Here is a 25,697-nt window from a genome sequence, read left to right as displayed (position 1 = left end):
GTAAGTCAATTATTTTGGCGAAGGTTCAAAATAATTTTGTTAAACTTAAAATATCCAAAGTCTACTTTTAAACATTTGAAAACTCTCATGTTAATTGCCCTTTAAATATATGCCACGTAATCAAAATCTAAAATCTGTATTAATTATTGGCAGCGGGCCAATAATCATTGGTCAAGCATGCGAATTTGACTATTCAGGAACACAAGCCGCCCGCTCTTTAAAAGAAGAGGGTATTGAGGTAACGCTTATCAACAGTAATCCTGCAACCATCATGACCGACCCCATTACTGCCGACAATGTTTATTTAAAACCCCTTACACGAAAATCAATAGTTGAAATTCTTGAGAAGCATAAAATAGATGCCGTACTGCCTACTATGGGAGGCCAAACTGCTTTGAATCTTGCAATTGAATGTGAAAAAGCAGGTATATGGAAAAAGTATCAGGTAGAAATGATTGGTGTAAACACAGATGCCATTCGCACTACTGAAGACCGAGAACTTTTTCGTTTACGAATGATAGAGTTAAATGCAGGTGTTTGCAAAGGCAGAACAGCAACTTCTTTTCTTGAAGGCAAAGAGATTGCTCAGGAAATTGGTTTCCCATTAGTAATACGGCCATCCTTTACCTTAGGTGGAACCGGAGGTGGGTTTGTAAATGAAGCGGCCGATTTTGATCAGGCGCTTACACGTGGTTTGCATGCTTCCCCTGTGCACGAAGTATTGATTGAAAAGAGCATTAAAGGATGGAAAGAGTATGAACTTGAATTATTGCGTGATGGCAATGGCAATGTCATCATCATTTGTTCGATAGAAAATTTTGACCCCATGGGAATTCACACCGGTGATAGTGTAACGGTAGCACCGGCCATGACCCTTAGCGATGTCACGTATCAGCGTATGCGCGATCTTGCCATTAAGTGTATGAATGGCATTGGGCATTTTGCCGGTGGATGCAACATTCAGTTTGCATTGAATCCGGAAGACGAAGAAGAAATTATAGTAATCGAAATTAACCCGCGAGTATCGCGGTCCTCGGCATTGGCTAGTAAAGCTACCGGCTATCCCATTGCAAAAATTGCTGCCAAGCTAGCTATTGGTTATCATCTTGATGAATTAAAAAATCAGATTACCAAAACCACATCTGCATTTTTTGAGCCTACCATAGATTATGTGATTGTAAAAATTCCACGTTGGAATTTTGATAAATTCAAGGGTGCCGATAGGCACCTTGGTTTGCAAATGAAGTCGGTTGGAGAGGCAATGGGTATAGGTCGTAGTTTTCAGGAAGCATTGCAAAAGGCAGCACAGTCGCTTGAAATAAAGCGCAATGGTCTTGGTGCGGATGGCCGTGAAAATAAAGATCAGAATTTTTTGCTTGAGAGCCTGGCTAATCCAAGTTGGAACAGGCTGTTTCATATTTACGATGCACTCAAATTAGGAATTCCTGTTACTACTATTCATAAACTTACAAAGATTGATACCTGGTTTTTGCGCCAAATAGAAGAGTTGGTTTTATTTGAACAGGACTTACGCAAATATACAATTGATACAGTTTCTAAAGAGATGCTCTATGAAGCCAAAGTAAAAGGGTATGCCGACCGGCAAATTGCCCATCTTATTGGCTGCCTCGAAAGTCAGGTGTTTCATAAGCGACATGAATTTGAAATAAAACGAGTATGGAAATTAGTTGATACCTGTGCTGCAGAGTTTGAAGCAAAAACACCGTATTATTATTCCACGTTCGATCAGGAAAATGAAAGCATAGCAAGCGACCGAAAAAAAATAATTGTGCTTGGCAGTGGGCCCAATCGCATTGGTCAGGGTATAGAGTTTGATTATAGTTGTGTACATGGTGTACTTGCTGCGCGTGAATGTGGTTACGAAACTATCATGATTAATTGTAATCCTGAAACCGTAAGTACCGATTTTGATATAAGTGATAAGCTATATTTTGAACCGGTTTTCTGGGAACATATTTACGATATCATTTTACACGAAAAGCCCGAAGGTGTCATTGTTCAACTTGGTGGACAAACCGCTTTGAAGCTTGCTGAAAAGCTTGATCGCTATGGAATAAAAATTATAGGTACAAGTTTTAAATCGCTTGATTTGGCAGAAGATCGCGGAAGCTTTTCAACGTTGCTTCGCGATTTAAAAATTCCGTATCCAAAGTTTGGTGTGATAGAAGATGCCGATCAGGCAATTGCGCTTTCACGACAATTAGGATTCCCGCTATTGGTGCGCCCTTCTTATGTGTTGGGAGGACAAAGCATGAAAATAGTTATCAATGAGCAGGAGTTGGAACAACATGTTATTAATTTACTCAATGATATACCCGGCAACAAAGTATTGCTCGATCACTTTCTTGAACGTGCTATAGAAGCCGAAGCCGATGCCATTTGTGATGGAGATAATAGTTACATCATTGGTATCATGGAACACATTGAGCCCGCAGGCATTCATAGTGGAGATAGCAATGCAGTGCTCCCGCCTTTCGATTTAAGCGATCATGTGATTAATCAGATTAGAGATTATACCGCCCGCATTGCTAAAGCAATGCAGGTAAAAGGTCTTATCAATATTCAGTTTGCCATTAAAGACGAAGTGGTGTATGTGATAGAGGCTAACCCGCGCGCATCTCGCACGGTGCCTTTTATAGCAAAAGCATACAGCGAACCCTATGTAAATTATGCAACCAAGTTGATGCTGGGAGAAAAAAAACTATCTGACTTTACTTTCAATCCAATTCAAAAAGGATACGCTATAAAAATACCGGTGTTTAGTTTCGAAAAATTCCAGGATGTAAATAAGGAACTTGGTCCTGAAATGAAATCAACCGGAGAAGCCATCTACTTTATAGATGACTTGAACGATGAGTTTTTTACAAAAATTTATTCAGAGAGGAATTTGTATTTAAGCAGGTAGGCTGCTTTTCTAAATACGTTCCCACGTAACACCTTCTTTACCATCTTTAAGCTGAATGCCAATCCTGAGAAGTTCGTCACGAATTTTATCGCTGGCAGCAAAGTCTTTACGACTGCGTGCATCAGCACGCAAGCTTACTATCAATTGCATCAGGCCTTCTGTATCGTTGTTGCCTTCCGATTTTTCGCTTTTCAATCCTAATATGGTAAACACCATATCATCAAACAATTTTTGTAGCAAATGCAAATCATTTTCGTTTAGCTCTTCTGTATTCCCTTGTGCGGAATTAATAATACGTACTGCATCAAATATATGTGATAAGGCAATGGCTGTGTTCAAATCATCGTTGAGTGCAGCAAAACATTTTTCGCTAATCTCATTTACATTTACCGTAGAGGCAGCGGAGGGTTTTAACGTTTGTAAAGTATCATACGCAGCCATAATTCGCTGTAAGGCTTTTTCTGCTGCTTGCAATGCCTCGTTACTAAAGTCGAGTGTGCTGCGATAATGCGCCTGCAACATATAAAAGCGCACAGTCATAGGGCTATATGCCTGCTTTAATAAACTATGCGAGCCACTAAAAAACTCGTCCAGATTAATAAAATTACCTAACGACTTTCCCATCTTTTGTCCGTTGATGGTAATCATATTATTATGCATCCAATAACGCACAGGCGCTTTACCACCACATCCTTTGGATTGTGCAATTTCACTTTCATGATGTGGGAAAAGTAAATCCATACCACCACCATGAATGTCAAAAGTTTCGCCCAGATATTTTTTGCTCATAGCACTACATTCAATATGCCATCCCGGAAATCCATCACTCCAGGGTGATGGCCATCGCATAATGTGCACAGGCGCTGCTTTTTTCCATAATGCAAAATCGGCTGGATTGCGTTTCTCATCTTGCCCTTCCAACTCTCTGCGTTCATTTCCTGCCCCTGCAATTAATTCTTCAATAACTCGTCCGCTTAATTTCCCATAATCATTCGTCTTGCTATAATTTACTACATCAAAATATACTGACCCATTTGATTCGTAGGCAAAACCATTTTCAATTATTTTTTCAATCATAGCAATCTGTTCTATGATGTGACCACTTGCATTAGGTTCTATGCTTGGTGGCCGATTATTAACTAACCGCATTGCTTCATGAAATTGCGACTTGTATAATTCTACTATCTCCATAGGTTCAAGCTGCTCGAGACGTGCTTTTTTGGCAATCTTGTCTTCGCCCTCATCTGCATCGTTTTCCAAATGACCAACATCGGTTATGTTTCGAACATAACGCACTTTATATCCCAAATACTCAAGATAACGCCACAATACATCAAAAGTAATGTAGGGCCGCGCATGGCCTAAGTGTGGTGGTCCATATACCGTAGGGCCGCATACGTACATACCCACATAGGGAGCACTCAAAGGAATAAATTGTTCTTTGGTGCGCGAAAGCGAATTGGTTAAAAAAAGCGGATGGTGCATCTTTTTATTCATATTTAATGGGCAAATATAATGGTTAAGAATAAGTAACAGATAGAATTTGGTGGTGAAAATCCAAGTGCCCGGTGGTTGGAATCATTTATTTCTAAAAAAATGTTTTTCTTTACCGCTCCCTTAATAATAAAAATATGAGTTGGTTTACACGCATAAAGCAGGGCATAACCACTAGTACCAAGGAAAAAAAAGAAACCCCGGAAGGGTTATGGTACAAGTGCCCGGGATGCAAGCACATCGAAATAGCTGCTGACCACGCTGCTGGGGCTTATGTATGCGCAAAATGCGGATATCATGAGCGAATAGGATCGCGAGAGTATTTTGATTTATTATTTGACGATAGTAAATACGCAGAAATTAATGTTGGTTTACGTGCCGATGACCCATTAAGCTTTACCGATACAAAAAAATATAGCGATCGATTAAAAGATACCATTGCTAAAACCGGACTTAACGATGCTAACCGAACAGTTTACGGACAAATTGCAGGATATCCGGTGATGATTTCTTGTATGGACTTTAGCTTTATAGGCGGATCGATGGGTTCAGTGGTTGGAGAAAAAATCGCTCGCGCCATCGATTTTTGTATCGAGCATCAAATGCCCTTTATACAAATTTCCAAATCGGGTGGAGCCCGAATGATGGAAGCTGCCTTGAGCTTAATGCAAATGGCGAAGACCAGCGCCAAGTTAACGCAATTATCTGCTGCCAAGCTTCCTTACATTTCTATATTGACTGATCCTACTACCGGTGGTGTAACGGCATCCTATGCTATGCTGGGTGATATTAATATAGCCGAACCGGGAGCACTTATCGGCTTTGCTGGCCCTCGTGTAGTAAAGGAAACAATAGGTAAGGACTTGCCCAAAGGATTTCAAACTGCTGAGTTTGTTTTGGAGCATGGTTTTTTGGATATGATTGTTAGCCGGAAAGAAATGCGTAATAAACTCGGGCAACAGTTGGCTTTTTTTGCCAGTTGAAATCAAAACCCACATCAACAATGGTTGATGTTATCTTCTATTTATAAAATACTTTTATTGTTGAGTGCCGCTAAGGTGTTATTTACTTTGTAATAAATACCATGTATGCCTATTTGTTTTTTTTACTTTTATCCCTTTAATCAAAACTCAAAACTATGCGAATCATATACATTATTCTTTGTTTGATAGCAGTAACGTGCGCATGTACCATACGCAACAAGAAAGACGATACATTCGAAAAAAAGTCCAGACATGGTGAAGGCGCAGCCAATACCAGAGAGCGTATGCAATGGGAACAGGATATGCTTATGGATCCTGCAACAGGCGCAATTCCAAATGGAATGCGCGAAGCCGAAATTGAATTTGGAAAATCGCTTCCGGGAGATGCCAGCATGCATGCAAAAAGTATGGCACCTTTAAACTATGCTTTTCGCGGGCCTAACAACTTAGGAGGTCGTACACGTGCATTAGCCATGGATGTAAATAATGAAAGCATTCTGCTCGCAGGTGGAGTATCGGGCGGTATATGGCGAAGCACCAATGCAGGACTATCATGGACGCGTGTAACCCCATTAACTTTTAATCCCGATGTAATATCTATAGTGCAGGATCGCAGATCCGGCCATTCCAATAATTGGTACTGCCTTAGTGGCGAAGCCTATGGTACCTCGCATAGTGGAGGGTCTGCGTTTTATTTGGGAAATGGTGCATACAAGTCCGTAGATAGCGGACTCACCTGGGTTTCGCTTGCAACCACGGCCAGCAATACACCACAAACATTTGAAAATATTTGGGATGTAGCATGGAACCTTGCTTTTGATAACAGTAACCTAAGCCAGGATGAAGTATATGCTGCAACCTATGGTGCAATTTGGCGCAGTACAGATGGAGGTAACAACTGGTCGGCAGTAAAAGGCAATACTTTCGGTAATGCTTATGGCTATTTTACTGAAGTTAAAGTTACATCAACCGGTGTTGTGTATGTAACTCTCAGCAGTGATGCTCCTGCAACTCAACGTGGAATTTGGCGTAGCACCGATGGCGTGAATTTTACAAACATAAATCCATCGTTTATGCCTACAGAATACGACCGCATTGCTATTGGCATCGATCCAAATAACGAAAACAAAGTTTACTTTTTTGCTCATACTCCTAACAGTGGTTTTGCTGCTGTAAATTTTATTAACGAAACAGAATATAATAGTTTATGGAAGTTCGAATATCTTTCGGGAAATGGTTCCGGAGCAGGTGGACAGTGGGATAACCTGTCGCAAAATTTACCAAATCCTGGAAGTACTTATAATGGTGATGGCGTGTTTAATGGTGTGTTTACCCAAGGGGGGTATGATATTTATGTGCGTGTTATGCCGGGCGATTCGAACACAGTTTTTATTGGCGGCACCAATATTTTCCGCAGCACTTCGGCTTTTCAAGACACCTTGCATTCGCAGCTCATTGGTGGTTATGCCTTTAATGCAGCTCTTCCTTTTGTTGATGAATATCCTGCACATCATCCCGATCAGCACGAAATGATTTTTTCACCAACCAATTCTAATGTTTGTTTTACATCATGCGATGCAGGTGTTTACAAAACGCTGAGCGTTTCAGATTCTGTTGTAGTGTGGAGCTCTCTTAATGTAGGTTATAATGTAAGTCAGTTTTATACTGTAGCACAAGACCATGCAAGTACGAGTGATATTATTATTGGAGGATTGCAGGATAACGGAACATATTATACCAATACTACCAATAATCTTTTTCCATGGTACCATTCAATTGATGGCGATGGTTCTTATTGCGCTATTGCCGATCAGGGAAGTACCTATTACTTCAGCAAACAGCTTGGTAAAATGTATAAGGCTACACTTAATACCAATGGAGAAATGACAGCATGGAGACGCATGGATCCTATTGGTGGCGAGGGCTATGGATTTATAAATCCATTTGTTGTTGATCCAAATGATAACAACATCATGTACATGGCTGGTGGCAAATTTATGTGGCGAAACGATAGCTTACAATCTATTGCACTCAATGGAGGGCAGGATACCATTACACAAGGATGGACAAAGTTTCCCGATTCACTTGTAACTGTTGGCGAAGTAATCACGGCTGTTGCTGTTAGCACTGTTCCGGCCAATGTGGTTTATTATGGAACCAACCGGAAAAAGATTTTCAAAATAACGAATGCCAATTCCGGAGTGCCTACTCCGATAACTTTACCAAATACACTATTACCAGCCAATGGTTATGTAAGTTGTATTGCTATAGACCCTAGTGATGCCAATAAAGTAATGGTCGTGTTTTCCAATTACAGCGTATATTCCATTTTTTATTCTGCTGATGGAGGTAACACCTGGAAAAAAGTTGCCGGTAATCTGGAGCAAAATTTTAATGGTGCCGGCAATGGCCCTTCGTGCCGTTGGGCTACTATAATTCCAAGAAGCGATGGAACTGCTTATATGGTTGGTACAAGCATTGGACTGTTTGCTACCAATTTACTTGACACAGTTGGCAACACAACCATTTGGACACGACAGGCAGAAAACATGATTGGCAATGCCATCGTACCTATGATGGATTATCGTGCTTCCGATGGTAATGTGTGTATTGCAACGCATGGGCAAGGTTTATACAGTGTAAATGTTACCAGTGCAGTGCAAGCAGGATTCAGTCAGGTGAGCCAACAACCCGACATACAAGTTTATCCAAATCCCTCTTCGGATTATATCTACTTTGCTAATCTTGCTAATGGTGTATACGTTACCATATACGATGCCAGAGGGCGGATAGTAAAAAATGTGATGTATAACGGTCGCATAGCTGTTGCCGATTTACCAAGAGGAATTTATTATTGTTCGTTTGATAAAATAAAAAATTCGGTTAAGCGATTTCTGAAACAATAAACTACTTTATACACTAGCATATGATTACTGATTTGCTTATCAGTCTGGCAGCATTATCATTTTTGGAAATTCTGTTGGGTATTGACAATGTAATATTTGTTTCAATTATTATTGGCAAACTAAAAAAGGAGGAACGTGCCAAAGCCAACTTGATTTGGATGATAGTTGGCATAGCCATGCGATTAATTTTGTTGTTTACGCTGGCAACTTTTTTAAAAAATGAGACAACCTTGTTTTCTGTTTTTGAGCATCACTTTACCATTAAGGATTTGATACTACTTGCAGGTGGTTTATTTCTGTTGGTAAACACCACACTCGAAATACATGATAAGCTGGAAGGCGATTCAGGTCACGAAGAAACTACAAGGATAGGTGCATCCTTTGCAAGTGTTGTGACCAAACTCTTGATGGTTGATCTTGTATTTAGCATTGATGGTGTTGTTACAGCCATTGGCATGGCCAATGTTACATGGATACAGATAACATCTGTAATTATTGCAATGATGTTTATGTTTGTTTTTGCAGGGAGGATAAGCGATTTTATTCATCAGCATCCAACCTTCAAAATGCTTGCCTTATCATTCCTTATTCTTATTGGATTTCTTTTAATGGTGGAAGGTATCCATGTTGAAAAATTCGAATTACCTAAGGGCTATGTTTATTTTGCCATGGCATTTTCATTTGGTGTCGAAATATTGAATTTGCGCGTAAGGAAAAATCAAAGCCGGTCGAATTGCATGGTAAGGGATCGTAATGAGATTTTATTACTCGTGATTTCTATTTTTGCTTAAGCAAAAAATACAGCCAGTACTATAAGTCTAATTCAAACCGTCTGCGCAGTTCATTAAGCATGGTGTTTTCTGCAGCCATCTCTTTAAACTTTTCTTCGTTGGTATAGGCTCTTTTGTTATCGGTTGGTTTATCGGTAGTTGTAAGTTCAAAGGTGATTATATCATTCTGTAAACAATCTTTAATAAATGTAAGCATTTCGTTTTTTACTTCCGATACTTGTTCAGCTTGTACCTTATTGTTAAACTCAAATACGATGTGAGTTTCATTTTGCAACTTAGGTAAATGTGTTTGCAGGCTGTATCTTGTATTTATTTTATTGGTTGCATGCATTTGTTCGGCAAATAATTTTACCGCCTGATGCAACTGTTCTAAATCGAAAGGATGATGGCGCTGTTGTGTAAACAATTCGGCTTGAACTGCCTCTTGTTTTTTACCTATGGCACTTATTGATGGCGTTTTGGTTGTACCCTTGGGAATGTTACCCGAAGTAGAAGTTGCAGAGCTTTCAGGGTTTTGAGGAGCCGGCTGCACAGAAGCAATAGTAGGAGTTGTAGGGGTGACCATTGGAGCGGGTTTGATTGGCTCAATTGGAGCTGCATTTGGTTTTGAAGCCGGAGTTTTGGTAGCAATATCCGAAATGATGCTTTCTCCTAATTGTTCAAACTCCTGCTCATCAAGAAAGGATACTACCCATTCATCATTTTTTTTTTAAGTCTGCACATTTTCATAAGGGCAAGTTCAACATGCAGGCGTTGGTTTTTGGCGGCTTTAAACTCAATATCGCACCGGTTGCATATGTCAATTAATGCAAGCAGGAATTCTTCTTCCAATGCTGTTGATTGTTTTTTATATCGCTCCTTAATATTCGCGCTTACCTCCATCAACTTAAGGGTTTCTGAATTTTTACCCATTAGCAAATCTCTGAAATGGCTATGCAAGCCATTTATAAAATGATGGGCATCAAATCCTTGTTGTAATAAATCATCAAATATTACCATTAACGCAGGCAAATTGGAAGCATTAATGTAATCGGTTATCTCAAAATAATAGTCATAGTCTAGCACATGCAGATTGGCAATAACATCTTTATAAGTCACATTATTTCCTGAAAAACTAACAATCTGGTCAAACATGCTCAATGCATCGCGCATGGCACCATCTGCTTTTTGCGCTATTATATGCAGCCCTTCCTGTTCGGTGGTTACTTTTTCTTTTTCTGCTATTACTTCAAGTTGCGATACAATGTCTTTAATCTCTATGCGCTTAAAGTCGAAAATCTGGCACCGAGATAATATGGTCGGCAATATTTTATGCCTTTCGGTAGTAGCTAAAATAAAAATAGCATAGCGTGGAGGCTCTTCAAGCGTTTTAAGAAAAGCATTGAAGGCGTTGGCACTAAGCATATGAACCTCATCTATAATATATACCTTATATGACCCGTACTGAGGCGGATAGCGAACTTGCTCAACCAAACCACGGATATCTTCTACCGAATTGTTTGAAGCCGCATCAAGTTCATAAATATTTAGAGATTGTCCGTTATTAAAAGTTTCGCAAAACTCGCATGTGTTGCATGCTTCAAAGTCAGCAGTGCGATTGCTGCAGTTGAGGGTTTTAGCTAAAATCCGTGCACAGGTCGTTTTGCCAACACCTCTTGGACCACAAAACAAATAGGCCTGAGCAAGATGCGAATTCTTGATCGCGTTGCGTAATGTGCTTGTAATATGTGCTTGCCCAACCACCAAATCAAAAGTGGAGGGGCGATATTTACGTGCAGATACGACAAACTGACTCATGCTCTTTGGCGGGGGTTAAAATTTGATTCTGGTAGAAATAACAAAGCCCTCCGGATTACGAAAGGCTTTTTTTGAAAATGAACAAAGGTGAATTTATTACATCTTCTTTTCTTCTATACGAGCTGCTTTACCCGAATATTTGCGTAGATAAAACAAACGTGCTCTGCGCACTACTCCGCGCTTATTAACTTCTAACTTGGTAATTTTAGGCGACATAAGCGGGAAGATGCGTTCCACACCTACACCATGCGACATTTTACGAACTGTAAAAGTTTGGGTATTCCCTGTCCCTTTACGCTGTAATACAACTCCCTGAAAAAGCTGCTCGCGCTCCTTGTTTCCTTCTATAATCTTATAGGTTACTGTAACCGTGTCACCCGATTTAAAATTTGGCAACTCACGCTTTGTCATTACTTGCTCCTGTGCTATTTTAACTAAATCCATGATTTGGCTTTTTTTACTTTTTTAAAAATGGAGTGCAAATATAGATTTTTTTTAATTCAAAATTCTAAATCAAGAAATATTCTTTTTTTATCGCTGAAATACACGTTTAACAGCACTTTCAGCCTTTTTGCACCGGGGTGTGTATTGCTTCTTCTTTCCATTACTGATAGCAGGGAGAAAGTAATTGACCGGCAATTAACAACCGATTGTTATAAAATGGCAGGGTTGCTAACCTGCTGCGGCTGCCTAACCGTTTACTTTTGCACATAACTATGCTGGCCGCCTCTACTATTCAAAATCAGCTACATTAATAATTATGAAAAAAGGTTTAGTGAAACTTTTGATTTTTTTAATCAGTAAGAGCCTGATAGCTCAGGATAGCGCGTTGCAACGGCTAACAGCATACGATTATATTCAATTATATAAAGATGCCGCTATTGCTGATATGAAACTAAGCGCTGTGCCCGCAAGCATTACCTTAGCACAGGGATTGTTTGAATCGGATTTTGGAAACAGTATTTTGGCAAAGCAAGCAAATAATCATTTCGGAATTAAATGTCATAAGGAATGGAACGGAGACACCTTCCATCAGGATGATGATACCGAAAACGAGTGCTTCAGGAAATATAAATCAGTACAGGCTTCGTATGACGACCATTCGCAATTTTTGAGAACACGCGATAGGTAACGACCAATTGTATAAAAATCCCAATGCCAATATTACGAACATCGTTAAAGCTCCAACGGCTGAAGCCATACCCACAGCAACCAATGCTTATGCCCCTACAACTATTGCCGGAGCTGATGCAGGGATAAATGCAACAGAGGTAGTTGATTTTAATAATTTGAAAGCAGTAAAAGTAAATCGTGGCGATACCTGGTATAAAATTGCCAGAGAGCAAGAGTTGGAGTTGCATGATTTGCTTCGATATAATGATGCTGCGAGCAACGAGATTTTAAAACCTGGCGAAATGGTTTATCTGCAACAAAAAAACAAGCATGCTCAGGCAAACTCGCATGTGGTATTAAAAGGGGAAACGTTTCGTAGTATATCACAATTACATGGAATTCGTCTGAAAAGACTTTTTAAGTTGAACGATATGACCGCATCAAGTAAAATTAATGTAGGGGCTATACTTAAACTTCGTTAAAATTAATATTACTTTTCGCACCGAATTTCTATTTTATAATTTATGGGTAAAACAGTTGACTTAGCAGTTTTTAAGAAGGTAGCTTCTAAAAACAAAAAGAAGTATATGTCTTTTTTGCATGGGGTGCATCTTCGTAAAAACAAGAAGCAGATAGATAAAATGGCCTTAGGACTTCATACCGAAGCATTTAAAAAAATTGATTGCCTTGACTGCGGCAATTGTTGCAAAACCATGACCCCTACTTACCTAAAGAGTGACATAAAGCGAATTTCAAAGCACCTGAAAATGTCGCCTAAGCAGTTTGAAGAAAAGTATACCTATGTAGATGAAACTGGGGATATCATGAATAAGAATGTCCCTTGCCAGTTTCTACAGGCCGATAATAAATGTAGCATTTATGCCTTACGTCCGGTAGATTGCAAAGGGTTTCCACATACCAATAACCCACGCAAAAGTTTTACTTACTCGTATAATGTAAATAAAGATTTTTTCTGGCGTTGCCCGGCAGTTTATTATATAGTAGAACGAATATATAGTGCTGTGAAAGAAAAAGGAGGAATCCTTTCTAAATAAAAATGGCACTATCTTATTAGTGCCATTCCATCCTTTTTGTGGAGAAGATGGGACTCGAACCCACGACCTCTTGCATGCCATGCAAGCGCTCTAGCCAACTGAGCTACATCCCCTGATTGGGGTGCAAATAAACTACTAAGTTTTTAAGAGAAAAATTTTTTCTTAAGTTTTAGGGTTATTTCGTTTGTCTTTTACAATATCCCTGATGTCGCTCATTATTTTTTGAGCCAGATATTGTGCTGTGGTCATGCTTTGACTTTCGCTATAAATACGAATGATTGGTTCTGTATTTGATTTGCGCAGATGTACCCATTCATTATCAAACTCTATTTTTACTCCATCAATAGTATGTAGCGGTTGACGTTTGTATTTCTCCTTCATTTTTGAGAGTATATCATCTACATCTATATCAGGAGTGAGTTCAATTTTATTTTTCGAAATATGATACTCCGGATATTTTTTACGCAATAGAGAAGTTGTTTTGCCCCACGTTGCCAGCTGCGATAAAAACAACGCTATTCCAACTAAGGCATCACGTCCATAGTGAAGTTCGGGTAGTATAATTCCTCCGTTTCCTTCACCGCCTATTACTGCATTTTTTTCCTTCATTACTTCCACAACATTCACTTCGCCTACTGCCGAAGAAAAATATTTAAGTCCTGCTTTCTCAGTAATATCTCTTAATGCACGGGTGCTGCTCAGGTTGCTAACGGTATTTCCTTTCTTATGCGAAAGCACATAATCTGCAATGGCAACCAATGTATATTCTTCCCCAAACATTTCTCCATCTTCGCAAACAAGAGCAAGGCGGTCAACATCAGGATCAACAACAATACCCAGGTGGGCCTTTAGTTTTACTACCAGCTTACTTATGTCGTTCAGATTTTCGGGAAGCGGTTCAGGATTGTGAGCAAACATGCCATCCGGTTCGCAATACAATTTGGTAATTTCTTCTACCTGCAAGGCTTCTAGTAATTGTGGTACAGCCAAGCCACCTACACTGTTTACCGCATCAACCACTATTTTGAATTTGGCTTCGGCTATCGCTTTTTTGTTTACCAGTGGTAAATTAATTATTTGTTGTATGTGCCGCGTTATTGATTCGGTATCAGTAGTTATTTTCCCTAATGACATTACATCAGCATAGCCAAAGTTTAGTTCTTCTGCCAACACAAGCATTTGCTTGCCATCAGATTCGCTAATGAATTCACCATGGTCATTCAGCAATTTTAACGCATTCCATTGTTTTGGATTATGGCTTGCAGTAATGATAATGCCACCTTGAGCACGATGATGAACTACGGCCATTTCGGTTGATGGGGTAGTGCTTAAGCCCAAATTTATAACATCAATGCCAAGTCCTGCAAGGGTGGCTGTTACCAGCTGTTCGACCATCTCGCCCGAAATTCGGGCATCACGGCCAACCACTACTTTGCACCGGTTGCCATTATTTTTATTGATTACCAGTTTGCCAAAACCACTCGCAAATTTAACAATATCGATAGGCGTAAGCGCTGTTCCGGCTTCGCCCCCAATAGTTCCACGTATGCCCGAAATAGATTTAATTAATGTCACTGTTACTGTATATGTTTATGTTGGGTTCTTAAAGAATTTTGTTCGGCAAATATAAACACGCCTGCAGCTGTAGCAGTAATTAGTTCACAAAATTTATAAACATCTAACTCCCGATAAATGAAGCATTCAGGTTAATGCGTCTCTTCACTTTTTAACATTCTTCACAAAGTACACCTTTACTGATTAGTCAATCCTAAAACGGATTGATTTACCATAAACCCAAAACCCACCTTGCCACCAAGTTGTTTTGAATTGTTAGAAGTAAGTTACCTATTTAAATATATCGAAGCTAGTGTCTAGAAGCATGGGTAACATAAACACCGGGGTTGGACACTTTAAAAACCACCTGCGAAATGGAACTGCATAATTCGCACATAGCAACAATAGATAATGATTTAATATAAATTCTTTGAGATGCCACACCAATTGCAAGGCATGTGAGAGCGGTACTTACATTAAGAGCACTGGTATCTAATGGTTTGTTGCAGTAGGTTGATGTAAGGGTTACTTCAGTTGTAGCGCCATCAACGCAAACGGTTACCGTTGCGTTGCCATCCTTCGCAATCCATGAGTTAATATTGACATATACATTTAGCATGTAGGCTTTATTAATGCCGGGTTTGTTAGCCACTGCACAAAGGTCTAGTGCTTCAAAATTGCTGGGTTTAAGCCACCAGGCTTGGCGATAAGTTATCATTCTTAAGCTGCTCATTGGCTGTCATATTCCTTTTGCTATATGCTAGTACGGTACAATCTATTATCAAGCAGTGATTTCATTATTGGAGGCAATTGAAGTACTGCGCGGTAATTTTGTTTTTCAGCCACATACTGTGGTCACTTTTTGCACCAATGCAAAAAATGACGACAGGTAAAATGCCAATGTTACCAGCAGCCTGCGTGCTGTTGTCTTAGGCTGAAAATTTAAAGGACAACTGTCCGAACTATTTTTCAAAATTCCCTTCTCACTAAAGAAGGCACTGTTTTTATTAACCACCGGTAACAAAGTTACGTTTGCTTTTGTGTTCATCTTTTTGGTGTTTTTAAAATGGTTTTTACTAAATTCTGAACAAACGTATTCGCTCTGCTAGCCTATTAAAAGTCGTTTTTTGAATTCAGCGGCCCATTTCTTGAATTCGGACATTATTATCTATTTTGGTCGCTATTTTGTTTAATGAATCATTAATTTATTATGTTAATTTTTTTCATAATTCATTAATTTCAGTATCATTGTCAAAATTTATTTTTGGAATCTAAAATTTCAGTATGAAAAATTTCAAAGTAGCCGTCCTTTATTTTTTTGCCTGCGGGTTATTAGCTCTTCCATTACTCGTATGGGCGCAAGAAGAAATAAAGCCTCAATATGCCTCAGGTAAAAACCGCAAGCACCGAAACAAAATAGACGAGTTAGGCCAAAAGCAGGGATCGTGGAAGTTTTTCAACGCAATGGGTTCGCTTATGAGCGAAAACGAATATCTCAATAATCAAAAGCATGGCATTTCGCGCACTTACTATCCGTACGAAAAGGTAATGGAAGAAACCGAGTATCAGTATGGAGTGAAGGAAGGGGAGTATAAAAAGTATTATTACAGCGGACAAGCAGCACTTGAGGGTACTTATGCTGCAGGAAAAAAGGAAGAGAAATGGACAAAATATTATAGCGATGGAAGTGTAGCATGGGAAGGCACGTACAAGCGTGGCGTGCGTGATGGCGAATGGAAGTATTATGATCGTAAGGGAAATGTTATTTCTACCACCTCTTATAAAAATGGAGTTGATGTTGCGGTATCAAAGGCTGAAGACGACAAAAAGAAAGCAGACGAAGCAAAGAAGAAGAAGGCAGCTGGAGGTAAAAATCCTAACGATTCCATAAAGCCCAAAGTGCCTGTGCCTGTTCCTGCCCCGGCAGGTGGCACTACTAGTCCTGCCTCAACTACTTCGGCTCCGGTAAGTCCAAAATAATCTTTAATTAAATTATAAAATCAAAAATACCCTGGTGCCTCAAAATCATCAGGGTGTTTTTTTATTAACAAAAACAGATGAATGCATATATAGTAGCTGCCACACGCAGCGCAGTAGGCAAGGCACCTAAGGGAAAATTAAAAAGTACACGCCCCGATGATCTGGGAGCATACATTCTCAAAAAATTAATTGAGAAAACCCCCGGACTTGATAAAAGTCTAATTGAGGATGTTATAGTTGGTAATGCCACCCCCGAAGCGGAGCAAGGTTTAAATATAGGTCGTATGATTGCGCTTATGGGACTTGATACCGTAAAAGTTCCCGGTATGACCGTTAACCGATATTGCTCATCTGGATTAGAAACCATTGCCATAGCTGCAGCTAAAATTAACAGTAATATGGCACAATGTATTGTGGCAGGTGGGGTAGAGTGTATGAGCCCCATACCTTTTGGTGGTTGGCGTATTACGCCAAATTTGGAAGTTGCTAAGCAACATCCTGACTATTACTGGAATATGGGACTTACTGCAGAAGCTGTGGCGTCTGAATATGGCATTGCACGCGATGCACAGGACGAGTTTTCTTTTCATTCGCATTTGAAAGCTACACAGGCAATCAATTCCGGAAAATTCAAAGATGAAATAACACCCTATACCATCAATGAAACCTATCTTGATGAAAATGAAAAAAAGAAAACGCGTCAGTTACTATTTGATACCGATGAAGGTCCGCGGGCTGATACAAGTATTGAAAAGCTTAGTAGCCTTAAACCCGTGTTTGCAAATAATGGAAGCATTACGGCAGGCAATTCATCGCAAACCAGCGATGGCGCTGCATTTATCATGCTTATGAGCGAGGCCATGGTAAAGCAACTTGGCATTACACCCATTGCACGTTTTGTGTCCTATGCAGTAGCTGGGGTAGAGCCACGTATAATGGGCATTGGGCCGGTAGATGCCATACCACGGGCGCTAAAGATGGCGGGCCTTAAGCAAGACCAAATTGACCTTATTGAACTTAACGAAGCTTTTGCTGCGCAGTCGTTGGCTGTAATAAGTTCACTGGGCTTAGATGCCGCGCTTATCAACGTTAATGGAGGAGCTATTGCCTTGGGGCATCCCCTTGGGTGTAGTGGTGCCAAATTAAGTGTGCAACTACTGTACGAAATGAAACGCAGAAACAATAAATACGGCATGGTTACCATGTGCGTGGGAACAGGCCAGGGTGCTGCAGGAATATTCGAGATGTTGTAGTTTTCGGTTCTGCTCTTTTTAGCGTTTTCAATATCTTTTTACAAGAATGATTTATTTGATCGTATTACAATCTAATTATTGATTGTATTAATAACCTGTTAATTAAAATTTTCAACACATTACAATTGATTGTATAGTATTTATAGTTTTGCCATCCACATTAAAAAAATAAAAAAAATGGCAGCAACTAGCGAAGCAAAAGATAACAAGGAAAAATTAAAAGCCTTACAACTAACCATTGATAAATTAGAAAAGACATATGGCAAGGGCACCATCATGCGCCTGGGAGATAACGTGATTGAACCCATAGAGGCCATAAGCACGCGCAGTATCGGTTTGGATATTGCTTTAGGAATTGGAGGCTTGCCCAAAGGCCGGGTGGTTGAAATATACGGACCTGAATCGAGCGGTAAAACAACATTAGCCATTCACTGTATTGCCGAAGTGCAAAGCAATGGTGGCATTGCCGCCTTTATTGATGCCGAGCATGCCTTCGACCGTACCTATGCTCAAAAGCTTGGGGTTGACATCGAAAACCTCTTAATCTCACAACCCGATAATGGAGAACAAGCCCTCGAAATAGCAGACAATCTAATTCGGTCGGGAGCCATTGATATTATTGTAATTGATTCTGTGGCAGCCCTCACACCTAAAAGCGAAATTGAAGGAGAAATGGGTGATAGCAAAATGGGATTGCAAGCACGACTTATGTCACAAGCCTTACGTAAACTTACTGGTACAATCAATAAAACTGGCTGCTGTTGTATATTTATTAATCAGCTTCGCGAAAAAATTGGTGTTATGTTTGGCAACCCCGAAACAACTACCGGTGGTAATGCACTAAAGTTTTATGCATCGGTGCGAATTGATATTCGCAGAATTGGGCAGATAAAAGATGGTGATAATATTGTAGGTAACCGCACACGCGTAAAAATTGTAAAGAATAAAGTGGCTCCACCTTTCAGGCAAACGGAGTTTGACATTATGTATGGTGAAGGAATAAGTAAAGTAGGAGAGATAGTTGACCTGGGAGTAGAATGTAATATTGTAAAAAAGAGTGGCTCATGGTTTAGCTATGGCGAAACCAAACTAGGACAAGGCCGCGATGGAGTAAAACAATTGATGCACGACAATCCCGAACTATCAAATGAGATAGAAGCAAAGATTCGCGAAAATCTTGCACTTGCAGAAGGTAGCCCGGAAGAATAATTTCCCGCTGAAAAATAGATTTAAACTAAAAGAGCCTTTAGGCTCTTTTTTTTTGCCTGATGATGAATGGGCATCATATACTATCATAGAAACATATCACCACACATTGGACACTTCAAAAAAATCTCATTGTCAACAGGTAGCTAATCACAATTGTTTGAGATGGATAAAGATGACCAACTCTGATCTTTGTAAAACGTAATTTGCATGGTTGCCTTTTTTCTATGTACTGCATTTGTTATCACAAGCGTTTACGCCAGTGTTTGTTGATATTGGTATTGCTTCAATAAAATATATCTGTGAAAAGTAGAAAAGTTTATGGATAAAACTCTGCATTTTACCTTTTGTTGTTTTCACCAACAAAAGAAAATCTATCTTTGGCGATATGTGTTTGTTGAAAAAGCCAATCACGAGCAGACTACACATCTATTTTACCCATTACACCTTTTTTTACAAAAAATCGATGCACACATCCATCTACTTTTTATAGTTTCGTGCTTTGATAATTTAGCAAATGAATAGTTCGGGCAAAACACTTATAAAGGCATTAATTGTAACCTCACTGGCCGGTGCATGCACAAACCCAAAAGCTGACGACAAGGCGCCATTAACTACCAAGCCTGCTATGTTACGCGATTCGGTGCAAAAGTATCTTGATGCAAAAATTGTGGAAGATACTACCGTTGCCGATTCCTATTTTCAACGAGCAAGGTATTATATTGCCAATCGTAAGTACACACTCGCGCATAACGATATGGTGAAGGCTATTGAGATTGACTCTGCCAACGCACAGTATTATCATTTGATTGGCGATTTGTTTATGTTTGAGAAGGAAGCATTTAAAGCACGCATATCTTATCAAAAAGCGCTTGACTTGAAACCCGAAAGTACGGAGATACTTTTTAAACTTGCTCAATTACTTTTTTACGGGCAAGACTATAAACCAGCACTCGACTATGTTGCTACTATCGAAAGGTTGAAGCCGGGTGATGTGAATGCCATGTTTTTAAGAGGCCTTATTTATAAAGACAAAAAAGATTTTGCCAATGCCAAGAGAGCTTTCTTGCGCTGTACAGAAATCAAAAAAGATCATTATGATTCTTTTATTCAACTGGGAATTTTACATGGAGAAAATAAAGAGAAGATAGCGCTTAGTTATTATGATGCCGCCTTACGAATTAAAGCGAACAGCGAAGAAGCAGTTTATGGTAAGGCCATGCTATATCAGAATACCAATTATCTGGATGAGGCAATAAAGGAATACTCTACACTTATGAAAATAAACCCGGGCAATAAAAATGCATATTTTAATACCGGTTATATTCATCTTGTAAAGCTAAGAGAATACAACGAAGCAATAGATTATTTTGGGCGTGCTATTAATTGCGACAGCATGTACTTTGAAGCATATTATAATCGTGGTTATAGCTATGAAATGCGAGGCGATATAGGGGCAGCACGTAAGGATTATTTAAAGGCAATAGATATAAATCCGGCATATAAAATGCCACGCGAAGGACTTAAACGCGTAGGGAAATAAAAAGTAAGAAAATAAAAAAGGCTGCGCAATGCAGCCTTTTTTGGTTATAGCTTATAACAGTTTTTTTTATTCAATGATAAAACGTCCGCTGGTGATTGATTTATTATCATACGATATGCTGTACATGTAAATTCCTGAAGAATTATTGGTCATATCTATTTGTGCCACCATACTTTCGGTCATTGGTACGGTCTTTACAATCTGCCCTGTAAAGTTGTAAATGCTAATCATCATGTTCGACTTTGGTTCCATCAAAAGCTTAATATAGAACAAACCTTTCGATGGATTTGGAAATACATCTACATCAATATTTTCAAAATTAATAATGTCGGTATAAGGTAAACGGTTGTTGCATATTTGCTTGTCTTCGTATGCCTTATCTTCGTTGAGCAATGCATAAAACGCACGTGCTTTGTACACCGCATTGCCTTCAGCATAGGGGCAGGCAAATGCTAATTGTTCTATGGTTGCTTTATCATTAACCAATACACTTTCCAAATTTCCTTTCAGCGTTTCTATCGTAAGGCGATTAATAATTTGTTCGTTTTTCTCAATTTTGTTTGAAGGCATAATTGCATCATTCATTGCTTCTGCCTGCGTTAAAATGAAACTACGTCCATATTGCGAACCATTCCAGTTAGATAGTTTCGAAATTAGCTTTTCAGCTTCTTCAAATTGACGGATATTAGAAGCATTCAATAAATTGTAAGTGCTTGTAAGATCGTTGTTTCCATTCATTAAGCCTGTATTGCTTTCAAGTATCTGAAGTAAATTCTTTTTCATATACCAGGTAATAGCTTGATTATCGGTATAAGGCAATTTAGCATCAATGCGTTCAAGGGTTTGCGTTAACAGTTGGCCATCAATTTGCTCTGCATAAGGGATGATTTTTTCAGGATTTGGTGATGCACAGGTAGCCTCACAAATACGTGGTTCCTTGGTGCTATATCCCGGCATTAATGAAGTTGCTCCCGGTCCTACGGCAAGATTTGGAAATGGTATTTGCAATGAATCTTCTTCATAAGAAAGAAATTGATTTTCGCTACCGGGTTCGCCAGCAAGGTCTGAGTGCGAACTTAACGTTGCTGCATAGCCAAATTTGCCTTTGCCTGAAGCATAGCCATTAGTCGCTATATATTTTCCAAGAAATAAATTGCTGTTTGGCTTTTGTCCTTTTTGCAATGGCTGTGGTCCTATGGTGCCACCGGTTACTCCTTTTGCTCCAACGCTTAAGCCAATATCCAAAAATTTGATATCGTTATTTCGGATTTGCGAATTATCGCAATTGCCAAGAAATTCAATTCCCTTTCCTAGTCGGTCAACAGTATTACAACGCACGTGTAAGTGGAGCCATAGATATTGTGATGCCTGTTTTATTTTCCATCAGCGCAGTGGAGGTACCATTGCCTTTGATGAGGTTACAATCTACATCTATCGAGTCAGCATTTTCAAGATAGATACCATAAGACTCGCGTATGGCAGTTGGATGACTCATGTATATTTTATTATCTATCACATCAGCAAGGCGTGAATTTTGAATCCATATTCCATAGGTTCCAAAACTAAAAATCGTATTGCCCAATATTGCAGTATTCGAAGGCGAAAGTGGATCATCAGATACGCGCATTCCAAAAAATGTTTGATCCAACGTTGTGGCATTATTCGTTGTGATGAAATTGCCAACTATATTTATTTCAGATCCTTTATTGTAGACGAAATCTATACTCGCAAAGCTATTGGTCATGGTGTTGCTTTGAATATAGTTCTTCTTGAGCATACTACCAACCGATTTTATTGATCTGCGGCAATTAGTAAATTCATTAGCATACACATTTAATGCTGCATTTATAACGTAAATGCCATTGCGACAATTGCTAAATTTGTTTCCGTATTCTGGTTGCAGGTTACGATGCCCGGCATTTACACTAAACATTGGCCATAGCTGATTATAGTCATTTATGTTGCCATATCCGTTTAAGTTTTTAATAAAAATACATGAAGCAAGATATTCCTTACTAATATCACTCGAACGAATATTATTAAAGTGATTGTTGTAAGCTGTAACGGTGGCATTTTCTCCATAAACGCCAAACTCTGCATTCTCAATTTTATTTGGCAACCCAAAATTATTTCCAAGAACAAAATTGGCAACGTTTGTCAATTTGAAATGAGCAAAAGTTTTCTTGTTTGCATAAGGAGCAATTAGAGGCCTTGTTTGTGTAAATCGCGAATTTTCTATTATGCCTTTTAAGGTACCTTCGTTATCAACTAAAGTCATACTAATATAATTAGCATCGAAGGTAGTGTTGTTGATAAACAGGTTAGGGTCATTTTTGCAAGTTATAGCCGAAGTAGCATCACATATATAACTGTCATTTAGTGTTATTTCCTGATTATATTCGTTTGTAACAATGCCTCCCCACATTTTGGTGGCACAACCGGCAAGTCGGAGCGAGCATTTTTCAAAATCGAGTTTAAAGGGGCCTTCAATGATTTCAATTTTTGCACCTTCGGCAAATCGAATATTAGGACAGTTGATAAAAGTATAATTCCGGTCAATGTACAAGGTGCCATTTATTACAATATTAGCAGATATGTTTTCAACCATTTTTCCATCAGCAAATCCAATTCCGCTAGTGGTGCAATAGTCTTTGAATAATTCGCATACTGCAGAAATGCGCGAACCTGGCGCTATCGTAAGCAGTGGTGTATTAGATGTGCAGCATTTATAGGTATTAAAAGTGATTTCCATACTGTCTACACAACTTGCATCGTTATTGTTTACTATTTTTATTGTATAAACCGTTTTGGCAACCGAAGGGTTAGCATTAAGGTAAGTGCCTGTATTAACTTGAGTGCTATTAATAAACCACTTGTAAGTAAATCCGGGTTTAGCAAAGTCAAGATTAATTTGGTAAGGCAACTGATCGGTACATGCTTCAATATTTATTGACTCTTCATGCTCATTAATGATATCTACCCTAACAGAATCGTAAGCCGAAAAACATTGTCCGTCTGTAGCAAATACGGTATACGTTGTTGATCGGGTAGGATATACGATACAATTGGCAGCATCGGGAGCGTTTATATTCTCAGAGGGTGTCCAGATAAACTTTTTTAGCAGCGCTGAATTGCCTCCTGTAAGTGTAGCCTTAAGATTTACCGGTTGTCCTGCCCCGCAAATAACTGTTGGTGGTGTTAAAATGTTTAATACAGGTTTTGGATACACGGTAATTACGGTTGATGCGGTTACACCAAAGTTATTTGTAACGGTAACTGTATAGTTTTTGGTGGTAGTAGAAGTTGCGCTGAAAACAGCAACATTATCAGAGAGGTATCCTGTTATTCCAGCACCCGAAAAAGTAAAAGAATTGCCACCTTCGGCAACGATACTTGTTTGTGTTCCTGAACAAATTTTTGTTGAGCCAACTGAAAGTACTAACCCTGTGTTTTTCTTCTTATAAATTCTGGTTGCTGAATACGGTGGAAGGGTAATTGATTGTGTGGCAGCCAATACACCTGACGATTTCATGCCTCCGATGGATGGGTTAAGCGAAGGATTTTTTGTAACCAAATCTAACAAGCCTCCCGGTCCGGCAGATAAGTGTTCGTATACTCCCCCTGTTAAATTCCAAGTGTTTGATGGAATGGTAATAACCTGTGGTTGACCACTAAGGTTCATTATAACGGCATTGCCGGCAAGTGGACCATCAAAATACCAACCGTACACTACATCGTAATTATAGTCGCTTGATAATTTGGGAACTCCAGGAAAAGTTAGTTTTCTGCGTGTAGTAGCATTGCGCACACTTTGACCAATCATCTTAACAACACTACCTGCCGGGCTAAAATGATGAGGTAGTGTTTTAGGTTCACCTCCAAGGCATGGCGAATTGGGGTAATAATAAGATTCCATGGTAAGGCCTGTAGTATCGTTATAGATCATTGCCCAGGTGCCGTTGCCAACCATTGAGTGGGCGCAGTATTTTGTAATAGTGGGATCTTCGTTCATAGTAAGCAGTAAAGTTCCAACTAATAGGCCATGTGCAAAAGAACCATTAACGCAAACCGTTCGATCGTAGATATTTGTCTCTGTTAACCAGGCCTCTTTACCTGCTCCTTTTATTGAAGCCAATTCTGGTGATAGATCATCAAAGGCAACAAAGGGTGAGGCAAAAAAACGATTGATATTGCTCATGGATAATTGCTCTCCATTTACATTTGCTCCAATATAATGATGCAAGGTTACTGCATCAACTGAATTATCAAGACTATCACAAACTAGCTGTGTCCATGTATTTCTGCGGCTGTATGCAGGCTGATTGCTGCGGCTTGTTGCACCAACTACTGCCACCTTAATGTTACCCATTCCCGGTTGGCTTTTCATATACGTTGCGTATTCATTGCATCTGCGTGCATAAGCAAAAGCATCAGGAAAATTGCTCATAAAAGAACTGTGTTCATTGTACAGCTCATTGCCAAATTCAATATATTTTAGTGGCAGATTAAGATTGCGCAAATAATACAAGCAAGCTGTTTGGTAGTATTTGCTGCTATTTAATACGTTCATCACAAATATGGGTGACACACCATTGCGATCAACAAATCCTTTAAAGCGGTCAAACGTATTGTCCTTATATTTCATGGTGCCATAGTCGAAAGCATATTCTTCGCCATGAGGCAAATCTTCGGCACGTTGAACATGACCTATGCGCCAATCCCAATAATTGGCAAGACTACCTGGAGGGAAACGTAAGTTGCCCGGAGCCATTTGCCTCACTGAATCAACCAACCAGTCTGTATCTATATATGGAAAATCCATATCGGTACGAATAGTATTACTACCATTAAAACCGGCAAAGTCAGCTGGTACCATATTGGAGGTGCCAAACGAAACTGTACTTTGCGACCGACTTGCTAATGTGACAAGGCAACAAATCACTGCCGTACATAAGATAAAAATTTTCTTCATCTTCGTTAAATTAATTTTTTCTAGTAAACAAGAATATAAGGGACGTTGTTTCAAAACGTGTCGCGAAATAAATACAATATGCAAGTCGCCTAATGAATTTTGATTTCCGCCCACCCAATTTCAC

19 protein-coding genes, 1 tRNA gene and 1 pseudogene are annotated in these 25,697 nt (G+C 39.3%); 11 read left to right on the top strand and 10 right to left on the bottom strand.

Going from position 1 to position 25,697, the window contains the following annotated elements; translation table 11 throughout:
- The first annotated feature begins 109 nt into the window (after positions 1–109).
- Positions 110–2,926, top strand: a complete 2,817-nt coding sequence (carB, locus tag IPO27_01150; GenBank protein MBK8845215.1) for a carbamoyl-phosphate synthase large subunit — start codon at positions 110–112, stop codon at positions 2,924–2,926.
- Positions 2,927–2,935: 9 nt separating this feature from the next.
- On the opposite strand, the gene IPO27_01145 is transcribed toward carB, so the two are convergent.
- Positions 2,936–4,411 carry a cysteine--tRNA ligase gene (locus tag IPO27_01145; protein ID MBK8845214.1) on the bottom strand — a complete coding sequence of 492 codons (1,476 nt, stop codon included), beginning with the start codon at positions 4,409–4,411 and terminating at the stop codon, positions 2,936–2,938.
- Positions 4,412–4,557: 146 nt separating this feature from the next.
- Here IPO27_01145 and IPO27_01140 point away from each other — a divergent pair, with 146 nt between their 5' ends.
- The 3 genes and pseudogenes from IPO27_01140 (at position 4,558) to IPO27_01130 (ending at position 9,063) form a co-directional block, all read left to right on the top strand.
- The gene (locus IPO27_01140; GenBank protein MBK8845213.1) at positions 4,558–5,403 is read left to right on the top strand and encodes an acetyl-CoA carboxylase carboxyltransferase subunit beta; all 846 of its coding nucleotides are present in this window, start codon (positions 4,558–4,560) and stop codon (positions 5,401–5,403) included.
- A gap of 155 nt (positions 5,404–5,558) precedes the next feature.
- Entirely contained in the window at positions 5,559–8,309 is a 2,751-nt protein-coding gene (locus IPO27_01135) for a T9SS type A sorting domain-containing protein (protein MBK8845212.1), read from the top strand.
- A gap of 20 nt (positions 8,310–8,329) precedes the next feature.
- A pseudogene (locus IPO27_01130) lies at positions 8,330–9,063 on the top strand (TerC family protein).
- Between the two features lie 56 nt (positions 9,064–9,119).
- Here the strand turns inward: IPO27_01130 and IPO27_01125 are convergent.
- The 3 genes from IPO27_01125 to rplS form a co-directional block, all read right to left on the bottom strand.
- A complete protein-coding gene (locus IPO27_01125) occupies positions 9,120–9,665 on the bottom strand; it encodes a hypothetical protein (GenBank protein MBK8845211.1) in 546 nt (181 codons plus the stop codon).
- Positions 9,666–9,787: 122 nt separating this feature from the next.
- Entirely contained in the window at positions 9,788–10,897 is a 1,110-nt protein-coding gene (locus tag IPO27_01120; GenBank protein MBK8845210.1) for a DNA polymerase III subunit gamma/tau, read from the bottom strand.
- A gap of 96 nt (positions 10,898–10,993) precedes the next feature.
- The gene (gene rplS, locus IPO27_01115; GenBank protein MBK8845209.1) at positions 10,994–11,344 is read right to left on the bottom strand and encodes a 50S ribosomal protein L19; all 351 of its coding nucleotides are present in this window, start codon (positions 11,342–11,344) and stop codon (positions 10,994–10,996) included.
- A 313-nt stretch (positions 11,345–11,657) separates the two neighbouring features.
- On the opposite strand from rplS, the gene IPO27_01110 reads away from it, so the two are divergent.
- The 3 genes from IPO27_01110 to IPO27_01100 are packed head-to-tail and all read left to right on the top strand — an operon-like array spanning position 11,658 to position 13,065.
- A complete protein-coding gene (locus IPO27_01110) occupies positions 11,658–12,029 on the top strand; it encodes a glucosaminidase domain-containing protein (protein ID MBK8845208.1) in 372 nt (123 codons plus the stop codon).
- A gap of 7 nt (positions 12,030–12,036) precedes the next feature.
- Complete coding sequence (locus tag IPO27_01105; protein MBK8845207.1) at positions 12,037–12,492, top strand: LysM peptidoglycan-binding domain-containing protein; 456 nt, start codon at positions 12,037–12,039, stop codon at positions 12,490–12,492.
- A gap of 42 nt (positions 12,493–12,534) precedes the next feature.
- Positions 12,535–13,065 carry a YkgJ family cysteine cluster protein gene (locus tag IPO27_01100; GenBank protein ID MBK8845206.1) on the top strand — a complete coding sequence of 177 codons (531 nt, stop codon included), beginning with the start codon at positions 12,535–12,537 and terminating at the stop codon, positions 13,063–13,065.
- A gap of 39 nt (positions 13,066–13,104) precedes the next feature.
- Here the strand turns inward: IPO27_01100 and IPO27_01095 are convergent.
- From IPO27_01095 to IPO27_01080, 4 genes are all read right to left on the bottom strand, one after another.
- Positions 13,105–13,178: transfer RNA gene (locus IPO27_01095), tRNA-Ala, on the bottom strand.
- A gap of 49 nt (positions 13,179–13,227) precedes the next feature.
- Positions 13,228–14,640 (bottom strand): phosphoglucosamine mutase, encoded by a 1,413-nt coding sequence (gene glmM, locus IPO27_01090; protein MBK8845205.1) that lies wholly within the window; start codon positions 14,638–14,640, stop codon positions 13,228–13,230.
- A 289-nt stretch (positions 14,641–14,929) separates the two neighbouring features.
- The gene (locus IPO27_01085; GenBank protein ID MBK8845204.1) at positions 14,930–15,337 is read right to left on the bottom strand and encodes a hypothetical protein; all 408 of its coding nucleotides are present in this window, start codon (positions 15,335–15,337) and stop codon (positions 14,930–14,932) included.
- A gap of 120 nt (positions 15,338–15,457) precedes the next feature.
- Positions 15,458–15,667 carry a hypothetical protein gene (locus IPO27_01080; protein ID MBK8845203.1) on the bottom strand — a complete coding sequence of 70 codons (210 nt, stop codon included), beginning with the start codon at positions 15,665–15,667 and terminating at the stop codon, positions 15,458–15,460.
- Between the two features lie 236 nt (positions 15,668–15,903).
- On the opposite strand from IPO27_01080, the gene IPO27_01075 reads away from it, so the two are divergent.
- The 4 genes from IPO27_01075 to IPO27_01060 all read left to right on the top strand — a co-directional run bounded on the left by IPO27_01075 (position 15,904) and on the right by IPO27_01060 (position 20,601).
- Complete coding sequence (locus IPO27_01075; protein ID MBK8845202.1) at positions 15,904–16,599, top strand: toxin-antitoxin system YwqK family antitoxin; 696 nt, start codon at positions 15,904–15,906, stop codon at positions 16,597–16,599.
- Positions 16,600–16,676: 77 nt separating this feature from the next.
- The gene (locus IPO27_01070; GenBank protein ID MBK8845201.1) at positions 16,677–17,852 is read left to right on the top strand and encodes an acetyl-CoA C-acyltransferase; all 1,176 of its coding nucleotides are present in this window, start codon (positions 16,677–16,679) and stop codon (positions 17,850–17,852) included.
- A gap of 177 nt (positions 17,853–18,029) precedes the next feature.
- On the top strand, positions 18,030–19,061 hold the full coding sequence (gene recA / locus IPO27_01065) for a recombinase RecA (GenBank protein MBK8845200.1): 1,032 nt from the start codon (positions 18,030–18,032) through the stop codon (positions 19,059–19,061).
- Between the two features lie 514 nt (positions 19,062–19,575).
- Positions 19,576–20,601 (top strand): tetratricopeptide repeat protein, encoded by a 1,026-nt coding sequence (locus tag IPO27_01060; protein ID MBK8845199.1) that lies wholly within the window; start codon positions 19,576–19,578, stop codon positions 20,599–20,601.
- A gap of 66 nt (positions 20,602–20,667) precedes the next feature.
- Here IPO27_01060 and IPO27_01055 read toward each other — a convergent pair whose 3' ends face one another.
- Positions 20,668–21,939: a T9SS type A sorting domain-containing protein gene (locus tag IPO27_01055; GenBank protein MBK8845198.1), complete on the bottom strand. Its 1,272-nt coding sequence runs from the start codon at positions 21,937–21,939 to the stop codon at positions 20,668–20,670.
- Positions 21,929–25,573: a right-handed parallel beta-helix repeat-containing protein gene (locus IPO27_01050; protein ID MBK8845197.1), complete on the bottom strand. Its 3,645-nt coding sequence runs from the start codon at positions 25,571–25,573 to the stop codon at positions 21,929–21,931. Before IPO27_01050 ends, IPO27_01055 begins: the two co-directional genes overlap by 11 nt.
- Between the last annotated feature and the right edge of the window lie 124 nt (positions 25,574–25,697).

The sequence above is a fragment of the Bacteroidota bacterium genome (assembly GCA_016714535.1).
Lineage (GTDB): Bacteria > Bacteroidota > Bacteroidia > AKYH767-A > OLB10 > JADKFV01.
This window is presented reverse-complemented; position numbering and strand designations above follow the sequence as displayed.

Coding starts and splice junctions, on each gene's coding strand:
- carB (MBK8845215.1), top strand. CDS start 110: ATGCCACGTAATCAAAATCTAAAATCTGTATTAATTATTGGCAGCGGG.
- IPO27_01145 (MBK8845214.1), bottom strand. CDS start 4,411: ATGCACCATCCGCTTTTTTTAACCAATTCGCTTTCGCGCACCAAAGAA.
- IPO27_01140 (MBK8845213.1), top strand. CDS start 4,558: ATGAGTTGGTTTACACGCATAAAGCAGGGCATAACCACTAGTACCAAG.
- IPO27_01135 (MBK8845212.1), top strand. CDS start 5,559: ATGCGAATCATATACATTATTCTTTGTTTGATAGCAGTAACGTGCGCA.
- IPO27_01125 (MBK8845211.1), bottom strand. CDS start 9,665: ATGGTCACCCCTACAACTCCTACTATTGCTTCTGTGCAGCCGGCTCCT.
- IPO27_01120 (MBK8845210.1), bottom strand. CDS start 10,897: ATGAGTCAGTTTGTCGTATCTGCACGTAAATATCGCCCCTCCACTTTT.
- IPO27_01110 (MBK8845208.1), top strand. CDS start 11,658: ATGAAAAAAGGTTTAGTGAAACTTTTGATTTTTTTAATCAGTAAGAGC.
- IPO27_01100 (MBK8845206.1), top strand. CDS start 12,535: ATGGGTAAAACAGTTGACTTAGCAGTTTTTAAGAAGGTAGCTTCTAAA.
- IPO27_01085 (MBK8845204.1), bottom strand. CDS start 15,337: ATGATAACTTATCGCCAAGCCTGGTGGCTTAAACCCAGCAATTTTGAA.
- IPO27_01080 (MBK8845203.1), bottom strand. CDS start 15,667: ATGAACACAAAAGCAAACGTAACTTTGTTACCGGTGGTTAATAAAAAC.
- IPO27_01075 (MBK8845202.1), top strand. CDS start 15,904: ATGAAAAATTTCAAAGTAGCCGTCCTTTATTTTTTTGCCTGCGGGTTA.
- IPO27_01070 (MBK8845201.1), top strand. CDS start 16,677: ATGAATGCATATATAGTAGCTGCCACACGCAGCGCAGTAGGCAAGGCA.
- recA (MBK8845200.1), top strand. CDS start 18,030: ATGGCAGCAACTAGCGAAGCAAAAGATAACAAGGAAAAATTAAAAGCC.
- IPO27_01060 (MBK8845199.1), top strand. CDS start 19,576: ATGAATAGTTCGGGCAAAACACTTATAAAGGCATTAATTGTAACCTCA.
- IPO27_01050 (MBK8845197.1), bottom strand. CDS start 25,573: ATGAAGAAAATTTTTATCTTATGTACGGCAGTGATTTGTTGCCTTGTC.